Raw genomic sequence first — 14,571 nt, forward strand, 5'->3', positions numbered from 1 at the left:
TCGGTCCTTTTAGATCGTCCAGCCGCCATCAATGACGTGGGTTTGTCCGGTTGTATAGGCTGCGAGATCGCTCGCCAAATAAACAACGAGTGCGGCAATTTCTTCTGGCTCACCAATGCGGCCCATCGGTTGTCTGGCAATGAACTGGGCCTTAGCCTTTTCGTAGTTGCCTTGCGCAGACAAGCGCTGTTCCAAAGATGGGGAATGAACCGTGCCCGGGCAGATTGCATTGCATCGTATGCCTTGGGTCACGTAATCAGCCGCCACTGATTTTGTTAGTCCAATGACCGCTGCTTTGGATGCGCCATATGCGAAACGATTTGGTACACCAGTAATACTGGAGGCCACTGAAGCCATATTGATGATTGAACCGCCGCCATTTTCGAGCATTTTTGGCAAAAACGCTTTGATCATTTTGTACATCGCGTTGACGTTCAAAGAGAACGAAAAATCCCAATCTTTTTCCGCACAATCAAGCAATGAGCCATTGGCAACAAATCCTGCACAATTGAACAAAACATCAAGTGGTCCAATTTCGTGCGCCAATTGGTTGATCGCATCCCCATCGAGCACATTGAGCGTGCGAACTTCGCAGCCGGTTTCTTTAGCCAGTGTTTGCAGACCCGCCTCATCGATATCAGTGGCAATCACATTTGCCCCTTGCGCGACCATGTGCACAACGCTCGCGCGGCCAATTCCCTGCGCAGCGGCTGTGACAAGGCAAAGTTTTCCATCTAGTGATTTCATTTTAACTCTCTTCATTCAGGCACGCGGCAAACAAGCCGGGCCAATGGGTTCAAAACTTTTGTATGTCAGAATGAATTCGGTATGGCCCAGTTCTTCGGAGCATGTCATTTGCCCATGGCCAACTTTGCGCACAAGTTCAAAAATCTCATCACCAACCTCATCAAGCGTTGCTTCGCCGTCCAAAATGCGGCCCGCATTGATGTCCATATCTTCTGACAAACGCGAATATGTAAGCGGATTGGCGCACACTTTTATGACAGGGGAAATGGCGGAACCAACGACAGAGCCGCGCCCCGTCGCAAAAAGAATAATGTGCGCACCACAAGCAATAAGCTCAACAATTTCGGCGTTGTCGACAATGTTGGGAAACCCAAATCGCACTTCACCATCTGGCACCACGTCCAAAAGATATAGCCCGCCGTGAGGCGGTATATCTCCCGGTTTGATAAGCCCCGATATTTTCGACTTGCCACTTTTGGCATAAGCGCCCATCGATTTTTCTTCTATGGTCGACAGACCGCCATCTGCATTGCCGGGTGCAAAACTGGGGTAGCCCAGCACTTCATAATAGTGCGCAGCTTTTTCAACTGCATTTACCAATTCTAGGCCTAATTCAGGCGTCATCGCCCGTTGTGCCATATGGGTTTCACACCCAATGAGTTCGCCGGTTTCTTCAAAAATGCAGGCCGCACCTTGATCCACCAATTTATCAAACCCGCGGCCTATTGCCGGATTTGCTGTTAGTCCGCTGGTGCCGTCTGAACCGCCACAAATGGTGCCCACGACAAGCTCGGACATACTCATATGCACCATTGGCGCATTTTCCAATTCCGCTTGAACGCCTGTTACCCATTCAACGCCTTTTTCGACCGTTGTGCGCGTTCCACCCTCGCCCTGAATGGTCAAAACGTTCACCGGACGCCCGCTTTGGGCCACCACATCCTTAAGTTTTAGCTTGTTAAACCCTTCGCAACCGAGCGAAACCAAAAGAACTGCGCCAACATTTGGATGGGTACAAAGACGTTCCATAATTGCCTGCGCATAATCATTTGGATAACAGCCGGGGAACCCAACCACCTGCACATTTTGCGGCGCGAACCGCTGCGCCACCTGACGTGCCACATGGTGCGCGCATTCCACCAAATACACAATGAGCGTGACATTTCGAATGCCCTTGCGTCCGTCAGATCGAAGATAGCCATTCATGAGTTTAAATCTCCAATGGTACCTGTGACTAATGTGTTGGCCATATAGTTACTCTGGGTATTGTGCACATGCACAAGCTGCCCCATACCAATGTCTGCACTGGCAACACCGATCACTGCCCCATATTTTTTGATGCTGTCACCCTTCCTGATCGCTATTCTAGCCACCTTAAAACCAATGCCAGCGGGACGATCCAAACGCACATATTGCCCCTCAATCGGAAAAGCTTCCCCAGCGCGGATCGACCGCGCAACGCCCAAAACATTATCGTTAGGATCAAGCAGCAATAGCCGATTGTCTGTTTTGGGTGACTGATTTCCGGTTTCACTCTGGCTCATCAGATTAAAACTTCCCATATTTGAGGTAAGCTGCTTGCGGATCAGTGCCGGCAAGGATTGCCGTGCGAACTTTGTTTTCGGTCTGCATTGCCTTGATGGATTTTTTCGTTATTTCTGCAATATGTGCTTTTGGTACGCGCACCAAACCATCAAGATCGCCCAGCAAAAAATCTCCGGGCTGGATCAACACATCGCCAATAATGATGTCCACATCGAAGCCGGTCGGCAACCATTGGCCAACAACATCACGTGGTGTGTGGAAACGTCGCCAAGCCTGGAAACCCTGTTTCTTCAAAAAATGCGTATCGCGAATACCGCCATCCACCACACAACCTAAAACGCCTTTGCTGATCAGCGTTTCGGACGATAATTCACCCATATGGGCAATTGTGCGGTCATGCGGCTGCGAGACCCAAACGTGACCTGACTTGGCTTTTGAAAGTAAGCCCGTCCATTCGAGCAAAGTCTGATGCCCGTCAGCGGTTTCATCAACTCTACCTTCAATTGTAAACACTGGGCCGCATAGAATCTGATCCGGCAACAAAGGCGTAATGTCGCTCGGTAATGTAAAGTTGCGAAAGCCCTCTTTGCGCAAAATGTCATGCACAACGCCAGTGTAGCATTTGCCCAATTCGTCGGTGAGTGATTGCAGCTCAACCATGATAGAATACCTCTTCCATCATCGCCCACCATTCACCCTCAGCGCGGGTTTCGAGCGCCTTTTGGCAAGGAATGCAGACATCCCACCATTCTTGGGTGATCGGCATATCAGCCATGTACTTCATGTCTGCCGCAAAATCGTCACCCACATATTCCCAGTAGCCAAATAGAAGGTTTTCAGGTTCGCGCAAAAATATCGAGTAGTTGGTGACATTGCACTCGCTGAGGCTCTGTAAGATTTCAGGCCAAACATCCGCGTGGAGCGCTTTATATTTTTCGATGAATTCTGGTCGAATACCGATGACCATTCCCATTCTCTGCATAACGGCCTCCCTAAATTATGGCCAAATTTGAGCCCTCAAAGCTCAGTTTTTCAATTGCCGATAAATCCCAATCGATCCCCAAACCAGGCTCATCAGATGGCACGCCAAATCCGTCTTCAATCTTCATCGACGTGTTGATTAAGCTGTCCAATTGCGGGATATATTCCAGCCAGCGGGAATTGGGCACTGCGCAACAAAGCGAAACGTGTAACTCCATCAAAAAGTGCGGACATACCGAAACATTGAATGCTTCAGCCATGTGCGCAACTTTGAGCCAAGGGGTAATGCCGCCAATTCTGGCCACGTCCACTTGCACGATTGAGGCTGCGTCGCGGCGCAAATATTCGTTGAATTGTGAAAGTGAATACATGCTTTCGCCCACAGCAATCGGCACGGTAGTTAACCGGGCCAAATGTTGATGTCCACCCACATCGTCGGCTGGCAATGGCTCTTCAAACCAAGCGATATCGAATTGTTCCAATACACGCGCGCGTCGTCGCGCCTCAGATAGTGAAAAGCTTTGGTTTGCGTCGGTCATGATTTCAAAATGTTTGCCGACCGCATTGCGAACCGCACCTAAACGAGCCGCATCATCCGCCGCTAGCTCGTGGCCGATCTTTATTTTTACACCTTTAAATCCATCAGCCTGACGCGCAAGCGCGTCATCCACCAACTCTTCTGGCGATAAATGCAACCAGCCGCCCTCGGTTGAATAAAGCGGGATCCGATCCTTTGCGCCGCCAGCCAGTTTGTGCAAGGGCTGGCCAAGTTTTTTGCATTTCAAATCCCACAGAGCGGTGTCGATTGCAGCGAGTGCCAACGAGGTAATCACGCCGACGCTTGTGGCGTGAGTTGCAAACAGCATATCGTGCCAAATCTGCTCGATTTGCATTGGGTCACGCCCGATCAAACGCGGCAACAATGTGCGTTCAAGCAAAGACATGATGGCCGGGCCGCCTGTGCCAATCGTGTAGCTGTAGCCAACCCCGACGACGCCATCACTGTCCGTAATTTTGACAATTGGGGTTTCCTGGCTTTCAAAACTTTGAATAGCGTCCGTGCGCCTCACCTTGGGCGCCAGATCGACCATCGAAATTTCGATCCGTTCGATCTTAGCCATTTTGATCACCAAGCACATTCATGCCGCTCTCTGCGTCAAACAAGTGCACACGATCCAAAGACAGATTGAAGGTAAAACGCTCGTCGCCCTCAATTGGTCTAGGGTTTAGCATTTTGCCTTGGACTTCTTTTGCGCCAATTGAAGAGAACAAAATTGTCTCCGTCCCCAATGGCTCCGAGATCGAAACTGTTAAGTCAAAGCTCACCGTTTCACCGGCGTCCATCATGCCGTGGCCAACGGGCGTCAGATCATCAGGTCGGATGCCAACAATGATGGCTTGGCCTTTTGTGACAGATTTTTGAGCGCGTGTTGGCACTGGGATCTGAATATTGTCAGCCAAGGCAATTTGTAGTCCCGATTTTTCATCGCCCACAACCTTGCCATCGAGTTGGTTCATAGGCGGGCTTCCAATAAATGAAGCGACGAAGATATTCGCCGGATTGTCAAAGACGTCGAGCGGAGTGCCCACTTGTTCGATATGCCCGTCACGCATGATCACAATACGATCTGCTAAGGTCATGGCCTCGACTTGGTCGTGGGTCACGTAAACGATAGTATTGTTGACCCGCTTGTGGAGTTTTTTGATCTCGGTACGCATCTGTCCACGTAGTTTCGCATCCAAATTCGACAAAGGCTCGTCGAACAAGAACACATCGGGTTTGCGCACAATCGCCCGGCCCATCGCCACCCGTTGGCGCTGACCGCCAGACAAGGCCGCGGGCAAACGGTCCATGTACAAACCAAGCCCCAAAATCTCCGCAGCCTCGTCAACACGGCGCCCAATTTCAGATTCAGGGAGTTTGGCGATTTTCAAACCAAACCCGAGATTATCCCGCACCGTCATATGCGGATAAAGCGCATAGTTTTGGAAAACCATTGAGATATTTCTATCACGTGGTGGAAGATCATTGACGATCCTATCGCCAATTTTGATCGTGCCACCGGAGATTTCTTCAAGCCCCGCGATCATCCGAAGAGTTGTGGATTTACCACAACCCGAAGGACCGACTAAAACGACAAATTCACTGTCTTTGATTTCAAGATCAATTGAATGAACAACTTCAAGCTGGCCATAATTTTTTACAACTTGCTGGAGTGATACTTCGGTCATAATTATCCCTTTACGCCGCCGAATGTCAGGCCGGCAATGAGGTGTTTTTGTACGAGGAACGTGAGGATCAGCGCTGGCACGATAATGATAAACGCCATGGCACTCATCCCAGCCCAATCTGTTGTGAACTGTGCGATGAAATCTGTCAGGCCAACCGGCAGCGTCTTACTGTTGGTTGAACGCGTCAGATTGCTCGCGAGCGCAAATTCGTTCCAGCTTGTGAGGAAGGCAAAAATTCCCGCTGATGCAATTCCGGATTTGGCGAGTGGGAATTCAATTTTCCAAAACGCCTGCCAGCGTGTGCATCCGTCAACCTCTGCGGCTTCCCCAAGCTCTTTGGGTATCTGTCTGAAGAACCCATCGATCAGCCAAATGGTAAACGGTACATTCAGCGCGACATAGACCAGTATCAAGCCAAAATGCGTATCGATCCAGCCAAGGCGTGCCCATAGAATGAACACTGGCAAACTCAAAGCGATGCCGGGCACGGTGCGGGAAAGCATCAGGCCGAGGAACAAAGTATCTTTGAACTTGAAACGATAACGCGCAAAGGCATAGCCGCCTGAAATACCGACAATAATTGCAATGGCCGTACTGGTGACAGACACAATAATTGAATTGCGAAAGTAGGCTAGAACCGGAATACCAATTTGGTTGTCGCCGAGCCCAAAAATATTCATAAAATTGTCTAGGGTGAGGCGCTCCGGAATCCAGATTGCAGGCTTCGCTAGGATCTCTTGTAATGGGCGAAATCCTGACAGGATTACCCAAAGTCCGGGGAGCGTTATGATCAGCATAACGATAAAGGTGACAATCCAACTGATAATGGCTTTTGTTTGCGTACTCATTATTGCGCGCCCCCCATATAACGTCGGGCTGCGACGAGTTTTGAAAAGAAATAGTAGGTGAATGCGATCGACAGCAGGATCGAGACATAGGCCATGGCGTTGGCCATACCCATATTCGCGCTGTCATATCCCGTGCGCGCAATAAGTGTCCAAAGAAGCTCTGTCCGGGCCGCCGGTCCACCGCCGGTCATTGTGTCCACCACATCATATGCTCTTGCGACATCCAAAGAACGAATTGTCATGGCGATATATGCGAACGGCATTAGAAACGGCAACGTGATGTGCCTGAAAGTTTGCCAAGCATTACATCCATCCACTTGGGCGGCTTCTAGCGGGTCTTTTGGCATCGCAAATAGGCCCGCGAGAAGCAGAATGGCAAAAATACTTGTGCTCATCCAAATCTCTGCAAAGGCAATCGCGCCCATCGCAAGCCAGCCATCAACCAGCCACGGAATGGCTTGCTCTGTGATACCTAAGCCTTGCAAAGCGTTGTTCAAAATACCGACATTATCGTTGAAAATGAACTTGAATTGAAACCCGACCAAGATGGGTGAAAACATCATGGGGAACATCATAATGGTGCGCATAGTGCGCTGCCCCCAAGTGATCTTGTTGATCAGCAGGGCAATGCCCAAACCCAACATAAATTCCAGATTGATGACGACGGCGAGGAAGAAAACTGTTCGACCAAAGGCGACCCAGAAATCCCAATCAGAGAAAATGCGTTGGTAATTTCTTAGGCCAACAAATTTCCAAATCGTATCCGGCCTTGTCAACTTGTAGGGCGTAAAGCTTGTCCATAGTGAGAACAGTAGTGGCACCAACACAACAATCAAAATCATGATCACTGCGGGGAGCAACAACATGTAGGGCGTTGCCTGTTCCGAGAACATCTTTCTCTTGAGATTTGTCAAAACTGACATATTAACTCCAACGAATGCTTGCTCATTTTAAGCAAGTGAGTGGGGTCGTAACCCCACTCGGTTTTTACGTTTAAACCTCGAAGCTTAACCTTCGTCTTCGATCAATTGATTGGCAGCAGCGGCTGCGTCATCCAACGCCTGCTGAGGTGTTTTCTCGCCAACGATTGCAGCTTGAAGTTGCGGGAACAACTCGTTTGAAATTGGAATCCAAAGAGGTGTGGAAGGAACCGCAAATGCGTCTTCAGCCATTGATGCCCCGAAAACCTCAAACACATGAACCAACCAGTCGTTTCCGGCGGCTTTAGATTCTTCGATAACTGCCGCAATCGCATCTGGGCGTGTCGGCAACAAACCTGTGCGTGCTTCGAGCAATTGGCTGTCGAAATCTGTCAAGAATGATATGAACGACGCTGCAGCCTGTTTGTTGTCACATGCTTCTGTAATCGAGAAAGAGTGAGAACCAGACCAACCTGTGCGTTTGCCACTTGAACCTTTTGGTGCGCGGATCAAGCCAACATCACCTTGGATTTTGCTATCAGCGCTGTTGAAGAATGTTGCCCAACCGCCCCAATCTAAGTTCAAGGCCACAGTACCTGAAGCAAACCCTAAACCGGTTTCATCCCAAAGATAGTTTGGAACACCCGCAGGCACAGCTTTGGCTTCGTACAAGTCAACGAACCACTCAAGTGCGCGAACGCCTTCTGGTGAGTTAAACGCAACTTTGCCGTCATTTCCAAAGAAGCTGCCACCTTCGGCAACTAGCATTTCATAGAAACGTCCAGAAATACCTTCATCTTTACCCACATATTGGGTGCCGTAGAAGTTTGGCGGATCAGCAAAGAAGATCGCTTGATCTTTTACCTGCGCCCAAGTGTCAGGCGGCGTTAGATCGTAGCCATACTCAGCCTTAAAGTCGGCTTTGTTGGCTTCGTCTTCGTACAACGACTTAATGTAGTACAAGTTCGATACATCTGAGTGACGCGCGAGTTGCACCAGGCGACCGTCGACCATGCTCGCTTTGATGACATTTGGTGAAATGGCACCAATAACATCATCTGCCAATACAACGCTTAGGTCGATATAAAGGTCACCATATTGCGGCGCAAAGCTGGTGTGGTTCGAACCAACGCACCAGTTGATCGAGCCAGAAGCGATGTCTTGCTTGATCTCTTTGTCGAGTTCGAAATGGTTCTTGCTTGAAACAATTTCGACTTTCGCGCCGGTTGCAGCTTCCCACTCAGGAATGCGCGTATAAAGTGGCTCATATTGAGCGCCACCAATAAGCTTTACTTTTAGCGTATAGCCGTCGAATTCCCCGGCGCTTGCAGCGCCCGCGAACATTGAAACCGCTGTGGCACCTGCCAGCAGTACGGTTGATAGTCTACTTAACAATCTCATCAAATCCTCCCTTGGTGATAGATTGGTCTTCAATTGTCGTGAGGTCAAACTCACGGTCTATTTCAGCATTGTGTTCACCAATGGCGGGGGCCGGACGCGCGCTGTTTAAAACGTCGCCATCCACCCGAATTGGGGAACGCATTGCCTGCATGGAATTGCCCTGACCAAGATCTAATTCTTGGAAAAAATGCAGGGCCTTAAAACTGGTTGATTGGAATAGGTCTGGCCATTGCAGCACTTCTGAGGCCCAAATGTCTTTCGCTACAAAGAGCTTCATCCAGTGTTGTGTGGTGTCCGATTTCAAGTGATCCGCAAGCCGTTGTTTGATTTCATCGCGGTGTTCAAACCACTGCTTTTCATCGGCATAGGCAGCAAGCGCTTCGCTGCCCACTATTTCGCCAAGCTTATCTACCGGGGTCATCGCAATGGCCACATAACCATCGCTCGTGGGGTAAACACCATAGGGCGCGGACAGGTAGGCGTGTGCGTTGTTAAATGCACTGCGCTTTGGCAGACGGTTTTCAGCGTCATTGATGTGGGTTGTTAAAACTTCGAACTGGAAGTCAACAAGCGCCTCTAGCAGGCTGGTTTGAATATGTGCGCCCTGCCCTGATCTGCCACGACGGATGAGGGCAGCCAATATGCCTTGCACCACAATATTTCCAGCAAGTTGGTCGGCGACAGCCAGCCCCATTGCGGTCGGCGCGTCTCCGTGATCGCCAGAAAGCCACAATAGCCCGGATCGAGCTTGGGCAAGAAGGTCTTGACCGGGGAGATCTTTCCAATCCCCGTCTTCACCATAACCAGAGACCGACGCGTAAACCACACCAGGATTGATCTGTTTGATCTGATCAAAGCTTAGGCCAAGTTTTTCCATAATGCCGGGGCGGAAGTTTTGGATGACCACATCCGCCTTGGCGCAGAGCTTTAGGACTTTTTCCAAGTCCAATTTGTCTTTGAGGTTCGCTGAATAGCTCTGCTTGTTGCGGTTGATGGCGTGGAACAGTGTGTTCGCGCCGTGCACTTCAACATCGGACAAATAGAGGTAACGGCACAAATCGCCGATTTCTGGCCGTTCAATTTTGACAACACGTGCGCCAAAATCAGCAAGCTTGAGGCCTGCCAACGGCCCAGCCAAAAACTGGGAGAAGTCAACCACGAGCAAACCGTCGAGCAAACCATTGTCATGAGTATCGATTGGCGGGGTCATCTTGCACCCCGTTGGTAAAGTGCATTGATGTCGCTCGCCGCCTGCTTCTCTGACAAATCGCCTAAAAGACAATTACGAACGATATCGCCTGCAGCGTCTTGGAAAGCCATATAGCCATGATGGCGCGGGCGCAGATATGATTGTTCGAGCGTCGGCAAAGTCTCAGAGAAGAAATCGGCGCTCAACGCGTTGCATCTTTGGTCAACCCAGGCTTCAACATTGGCCGGTTGCCCGCCGGCATCAAAAAACAGACCTTTTTGACATTCAGCTGACGCAATCCAAAACGCATACTCGAACGCGATGTCTTTGTGCTGGCACTGCTTGGAAATGGCTATGCCTGTCCCACCGATTGGCGAGCCAACAGGCCCATTGTCGGCATGAGTTGGAATGTTTGCGACACGCACTTTGTGTGGCCGAAAGCCCTCTCGGGAGTAGTTTGTGTAGCCGTAAAGATAGGGGCAATAGGAGTGCGCGGAACGGCAGGCGAGCCATTCATAAGCTGCAATGGGGTCCATAAAGAAACAGGCCGGGGGAACGTGATCAGACACGCGCTTCATTTGTTCAAGCGCGTGGACACCGATCGCATCGTCGACGCCAATTTCGGATTGCCCAAAATCATGGCCTAAGTTCGAAAGAACGTTGAAATAACTCATCAATGCGTTAATGGGGATCAGCGGCCAAACAACTTGTTTGTCCTGAGCAAGTGCAACAACATCGTCCCAAGTTCTCGGGGTGTCCTGTAGAGTGTCTGGCCGAAACGCCGACACAGGCGTCGCCGCATCAATTGCCAGCGCCCATTGGCGTCCCCCAAAATTATAGGAGGGGTGGGAAACGCCAGTGGACTGCAGGGAAAGCAGTTCTAATTCTTTTTCAAATCCCTGATCGTCGAATGAAGCCAAAATTCCAGATGAGGCGATGTCGCCAACATGCGGGTGATCTATGACCATCAGGTCGTATTCGTTGGCCATGTGTTCAATGGGCCGATCTGCAAACGCCTGCAACGAACGTTTTTCCCAAACGATCCTCAAATCAGGATATCGCTCATCGCAAAAAACTTCGGACGTCACAACCATCGGATCGAAGCCGCGGGCGTGGTCCCATGTCATGCCTTTGAGTGTGATCTGGGTCTCAGTCATTGCCGGCAATTCCAGCTTGTCGGTTGGCATCGCTTTTTTGGGTCTGGCTGTTTTGGTATTTGACGGTCATGAGGTGCTCACAATAAAGCACCAGAACTCCGTCCTCTTTGAAAACGCTGTAGCTCACACGCACGAGGCCCATATCGTCGTACTTTGGCTCTTTTGAGAGGTTTTCACGAATTGTGTAGATTGTATCGCCAATGAACGTTGGTTTGATAAAACGAAGCCGATCATAGCCATACGAAAACGAATTCAGGCAGTTGGTTGCAGCAAGACCCAGCCCGTATGAAAAGACCTGTGCACCCGAAACAAGACGCCGCCCAAACACACCTTCGTTTTTGGCAAAGTGCTCGTCAGCGACATAGGGGTGAAGGTCCATCACCATCATGTTGAACTGCATGGCCTCGCCCTCAGAAATGGTGCGGCGCAGGCTACGGATTTGATCGCCGACTGCAAAATCTTCATAAAACCAGTTCTCAGCATTCCACACAGGAATGGCACCATGGTCCTCCGGCATATCCGAAGGCGGTCTCACATGTGTGCCAATTTCAATCGCCATTGATCAGTTCACTCCCTATTTGTATCCAATATAGACTTGACTATTTTATATGTCAAATCTATTTTCATATACAAAAGAACTATGGGGAGGGAAAAATGCAGCACGAGGCACGCTACTTTGAGAGTTTTGAGTTGGGACAAGAACGAAAGACCCTAGGGCGCACAATTACAGAAACCGATTTTGTGGTTCATGCAGGACACAGCGGAGATTTTTTCCCCCACCACATGGACGACGAATTTTGTAAAACGCAACCGTTTGGCCAGCGCATTGCGCATGGCACAATGACATTTGCAATTGGGGTTGGGCTAACGGCGACAGTAATCAACCCACACGCGATGACCTATGGATACGAGCGGTTGCGTTTTCCAAAGCCCGTATTTATAGGCGACACAATCCACACAGAGATTGAAATCACCAAAGTAACGGATGACCTTAAACGACCGGGTTTTGGACAGGTGGTGGAAAGCTGTAGCGTGAAAAACCAAAACAACGAGACAGTTTTGTTTTGTGAACATATCCTGTTGGTGAAAAAGCAAGGAACGCAATGATGACGTTGAAGCAAAAGTGGGCCAAGCCCAGCAAAGTCACTCCAATCATTATCATTGGTGCAGGCGGTATTGTGACGGACGCACATTTACCTGCCTATAAACAATCCGGTTTCCCTGTTCACGGCATTTTCGATTTAGATCAAGAACGCGCCCGATCTGTTGCGAATGAGTGGGGCATCGAAAATAGTTTCAAGAGTTTGGATGAGGCGGTGGCGAGTGGGGGCCAATACATTTACGATGTCGCGTTGCCCCCGGCGGCAATTTCGAGCGTGTTAGAAAAAATACCGGTTGGGGCAACAGTTCTCATTCAAAAACCAATGGGGGCCAATTTTGCGCAAGCGTCGCATATTCTCGCAATATCGAGGGAACGAAAGCTAAATGCCGCGATCAATTTCCAGTTGCGCTTTAGTCCGCAAATGTTGGCTGTTCGGGACGCTATTGAACAAAACCTATTGGGCGATTTGTTAGAGATCGAAGTCCATTTGAACGTCAACACGCCTTGGCACCTGTTTCCGTTTCTCAAGTCGATGGAACGTGTCGAAATCGCTGTCCACTCCATCCATTATCTCGATCTCATTCGCTCTTTGGTTGGGGCGCCAAAGGGCGTTTTTGCACGAACGATGGGAGATCCGCGATCTGAGGACATGGCGCAGACCCGCACGACAGCAATGCTCGACTATGGCGACAAATTGCGGTGCGTTCTGTCGATTAACCACAACCATAATTTCGGATCAAAATTTCAGGACTGCAAGTTTCGATTTGAAGGCACTAGGGGCGCAATGGTCACGCAAATTGGCGTCAACTTGAATTACCCGGAAGGCGAGCCAGACGAATTGTGGTTTGCGGAGTTAGGTGGCCCGTGGGAGGAAGTTACATTGCAGGGCTCTTGGTTCGTCGACGCTTTTATTGGCGTGATGAGCAATGTGCAAAGGTTTCACAATGGTGAGGACAAAGCGCTTGTCACGTCGGTTGAGGATTGCATTGAGACAATGGCTTTGGTTGAGGCATGTTTTGAGGCGAACCATGTGCCATCGCATAAATTGCCGAAAATTCCGACCATATAAACTATTTGGCAGCTCTAGCGGGGCCACCCAATTGCACAGAAATTGCTTCGGCAGCAACGAGAAGAAGCTCACGGCAATCTTCAATCGGCACGCCGCCATGATGCCGACCGATATAGGGAATAGTCAACGCAGCAGCTGCGAATCCGTCAAACCCTAAAATAGGTGCACTGATATTCTCAACCCCTTTGACGACGAAGCTTTCCATTTGTTCGTAACCAAGGCTGGCACTTTCTGCCAATTCCTTACGCAGCTGATCAACGCCAATTCCATCCGGATGGGGGATAGTGGCAAAAGCTTTGTCAATTTCAGCAGGATCGCTATTGGCCAAGATCACCCGGCCTGAAGACGTGCGCCACAATTCGATCCGCGCGCCCATGCGCACGCTTAACACGTTGTTACCCGGATTATCGACTTGCCCTACGATCACAACGCTATCTTGTGAGCGGGCGGCTAAATGACACGATTGATTACAGTCCTTTGCCAATTGACGCATCACCGGCGCGGCGGCAACCGTTAGTCGCTTCACAATTGGAATGCGATTAGCCAATTCAAAAAGATGTGTCGTGAGGTAATATCTATCGCTTTGTTCATCAAGGGCAATTAACCCTCTTTTGCGCAACACCACCAACATACGGAATATTTCGCTTACGGACCGCTCAAGACGATTCGCAATCTCGCCTTGGGTCAAGCTGGCACCCTCAGATGCCAGAATCTCTATGATATCCAATCCCTTATCGAGCGCGGGTGCCTTGTATTTTTCAGTATTATCCAAGTTCTACTTCCATAATGTTGGCTTAAGTCCATAATATGGGGCGAAGACGTATCGGATGCAATCGGTGCGAATTATCATTGCCCAATCACGGCAGGATAGTGACCGCGCCACACGGGCGGTACCATTTGCGACACACAAAACAAATTTTATTTCTGGAAATATTATTGCCGTCTTTTTTGAGTTTTTGTGGGACAGGAGTTGAAAGAAATCGATACTGAGCCTACGCTCGCGCAACAACCAGCAGACAGCGCCCGCTCAACAATCCCAGTACAAGCGCTGGCGGTTGGCAAGGGCACGAATTTGCAATGGCGAAAGAGCCAGGTATGTTTTGTTAGAAAGGCCGCACAAATTTAGAAACAGTGCGGCCATAAAGACGAAGAATTATGCAGCAACAGAAGACGGGTAACCCGCTTCATCAAGTGCGGCCAATATTGCCTCGGACCCAGCAGTGGAGGCTACTTCAATTTTGTTTGCCGCCAAGTCAGCTTTTACAGTAGCTGATTGGTCAACACCTTGAATAGCTTTTGTAACTGTTGCTTCGCAGTGACCACATGTCATATCTGGTACGTTAAACATTGTCATATTGAATTCCTTCGATGTTGAACTGG

17 protein-coding genes are annotated in these 14,571 nt (G+C 49.7%); 2 read left to right on the plus strand and 15 right to left on the minus strand.

What is annotated here, in order from left to right:
* Nucleotides 1-9: 9 nt before the first annotated feature.
* The 13 genes from ACJAZW_RS00435 to ACJAZW_RS00495 form a co-directional block, all read right to left on the minus strand.
* Complete coding sequence (locus ACJAZW_RS00435; RefSeq protein WP_415154853.1) at nucleotides 10-747, minus strand: SDR family oxidoreductase; 738 nt, start codon at nucleotides 745-747, stop codon at nucleotides 10-12.
* A gap of 15 nt (nucleotides 748-762) precedes the next feature.
* A complete protein-coding gene (locus ACJAZW_RS00440) occupies nucleotides 763-1,953 on the minus strand; it encodes a UxaA family hydrolase (protein WP_415154855.1) in 1,191 nt (396 codons plus the stop codon).
* Complete coding sequence (locus tag ACJAZW_RS00445) at nucleotides 1,950-2,291, minus strand: UxaA family hydrolase (protein WP_415154857.1); 342 nt, start codon at nucleotides 2,289-2,291, stop codon at nucleotides 1,950-1,952. The genes ACJAZW_RS00440 and ACJAZW_RS00445 overlap by 4 nt, the downstream gene beginning before the upstream one ends.
* 4 nt (nucleotides 2,292-2,295) lie before the next feature.
* A complete protein-coding gene (locus ACJAZW_RS00450; protein ID WP_415154859.1) occupies nucleotides 2,296-2,952 on the minus strand; it encodes an RraA family protein in 657 nt (218 codons plus the stop codon).
* Entirely contained in the window at nucleotides 2,945-3,274 is a 330-nt protein-coding gene (locus tag ACJAZW_RS00455; protein ID WP_415154861.1) for an L-rhamnose mutarotase, read from the minus strand. The genes ACJAZW_RS00450 and ACJAZW_RS00455 overlap by 8 nt, the downstream gene beginning before the upstream one ends.
* A 10-nt stretch (nucleotides 3,275-3,284) precedes the next feature.
* Nucleotides 3,285-4,394, minus strand: coding sequence for a mandelate racemase/muconate lactonizing enzyme family protein (locus tag ACJAZW_RS00460; RefSeq protein ID WP_415154863.1), 1,110 nt, complete (start codon nucleotides 4,392-4,394; stop codon nucleotides 3,285-3,287).
* Complete coding sequence (locus ACJAZW_RS00465; protein WP_415154865.1) at nucleotides 4,387-5,505, minus strand: ABC transporter ATP-binding protein; 1,119 nt, start codon at nucleotides 5,503-5,505, stop codon at nucleotides 4,387-4,389. The genes ACJAZW_RS00460 and ACJAZW_RS00465 overlap by 8 nt, the downstream gene beginning before the upstream one ends.
* A gap of 2 nt (nucleotides 5,506-5,507) precedes the next feature.
* Nucleotides 5,508-6,353 (minus strand): carbohydrate ABC transporter permease, encoded by an 846-nt coding sequence (locus ACJAZW_RS00470; protein ID WP_415154867.1) that lies wholly within the window; start codon nucleotides 6,351-6,353, stop codon nucleotides 5,508-5,510.
* Complete coding sequence (locus tag ACJAZW_RS00475) at nucleotides 6,353-7,246, minus strand: carbohydrate ABC transporter permease (RefSeq protein WP_415154970.1); 894 nt, start codon at nucleotides 7,244-7,246, stop codon at nucleotides 6,353-6,355. The genes ACJAZW_RS00470 and ACJAZW_RS00475 overlap by 1 nt, the downstream gene beginning before the upstream one ends.
* A gap of 114 nt (nucleotides 7,247-7,360) precedes the next feature.
* On the minus strand, nucleotides 7,361-8,674 hold the full coding sequence (locus tag ACJAZW_RS00480; RefSeq protein ID WP_415154869.1) for an extracellular solute-binding protein: 1,314 nt from the start codon (nucleotides 8,672-8,674) through the stop codon (nucleotides 7,361-7,363).
* Nucleotides 8,658-9,884 (minus strand): CaiB/BaiF CoA transferase family protein, encoded by a 1,227-nt coding sequence (locus tag ACJAZW_RS00485; protein WP_415154871.1) that lies wholly within the window; start codon nucleotides 9,882-9,884, stop codon nucleotides 8,658-8,660. The genes ACJAZW_RS00480 and ACJAZW_RS00485 overlap by 17 nt, the downstream gene beginning before the upstream one ends.
* On the minus strand, nucleotides 9,881-11,020 hold the full coding sequence (locus ACJAZW_RS00490; protein WP_415154873.1) for a hypothetical protein: 1,140 nt from the start codon (nucleotides 11,018-11,020) through the stop codon (nucleotides 9,881-9,883). The genes ACJAZW_RS00485 and ACJAZW_RS00490 overlap by 4 nt, the downstream gene beginning before the upstream one ends.
* Nucleotides 11,013-11,579 (minus strand): MaoC family dehydratase, encoded by a 567-nt coding sequence (locus ACJAZW_RS00495; RefSeq protein ID WP_415154875.1) that lies wholly within the window; start codon nucleotides 11,577-11,579, stop codon nucleotides 11,013-11,015. Before ACJAZW_RS00495 ends, ACJAZW_RS00490 begins: the two co-directional genes overlap by 8 nt.
* Before the next feature lie 95 nt (nucleotides 11,580-11,674).
* On the opposite strand from ACJAZW_RS00495, the gene ACJAZW_RS00500 reads away from it, so the two are divergent.
* Nucleotides 11,675-12,127, plus strand: coding sequence for a MaoC family dehydratase (locus tag ACJAZW_RS00500; RefSeq protein WP_415154877.1), 453 nt, complete (start codon nucleotides 11,675-11,677; stop codon nucleotides 12,125-12,127).
* Nucleotides 12,124-13,191: a Gfo/Idh/MocA family protein gene (locus ACJAZW_RS00505; protein ID WP_415154879.1), complete on the plus strand. Its 1,068-nt coding sequence runs from the start codon at nucleotides 12,124-12,126 to the stop codon at nucleotides 13,189-13,191. Before ACJAZW_RS00500 ends, ACJAZW_RS00505 begins: the two co-directional genes overlap by 4 nt.
* Nucleotide 13,192: 1 nt before the next feature.
* Here ACJAZW_RS00505 and ACJAZW_RS00510 read toward each other — a convergent pair whose 3' ends face one another.
* Nucleotides 13,193-13,963 carry an IclR family transcriptional regulator gene (locus ACJAZW_RS00510; RefSeq protein ID WP_415154881.1) on the minus strand — a complete coding sequence of 257 codons (771 nt, stop codon included), beginning with the start codon at nucleotides 13,961-13,963 and terminating at the stop codon, nucleotides 13,193-13,195.
* 381 nt (nucleotides 13,964-14,344) lie between these two features.
* Entirely contained in the window at nucleotides 14,345-14,545 is a 201-nt protein-coding gene (locus ACJAZW_RS00515; RefSeq protein WP_415154883.1) for a heavy-metal-associated domain-containing protein, read from the minus strand.
* Between the last annotated feature and the right edge of the window lie 26 nt (nucleotides 14,546-14,571).

This window comes from Maritalea sp., assembly GCF_047634455.1.
GTDB lineage: Bacteria > Pseudomonadota > Alphaproteobacteria > Rhizobiales > Devosiaceae > Maritalea.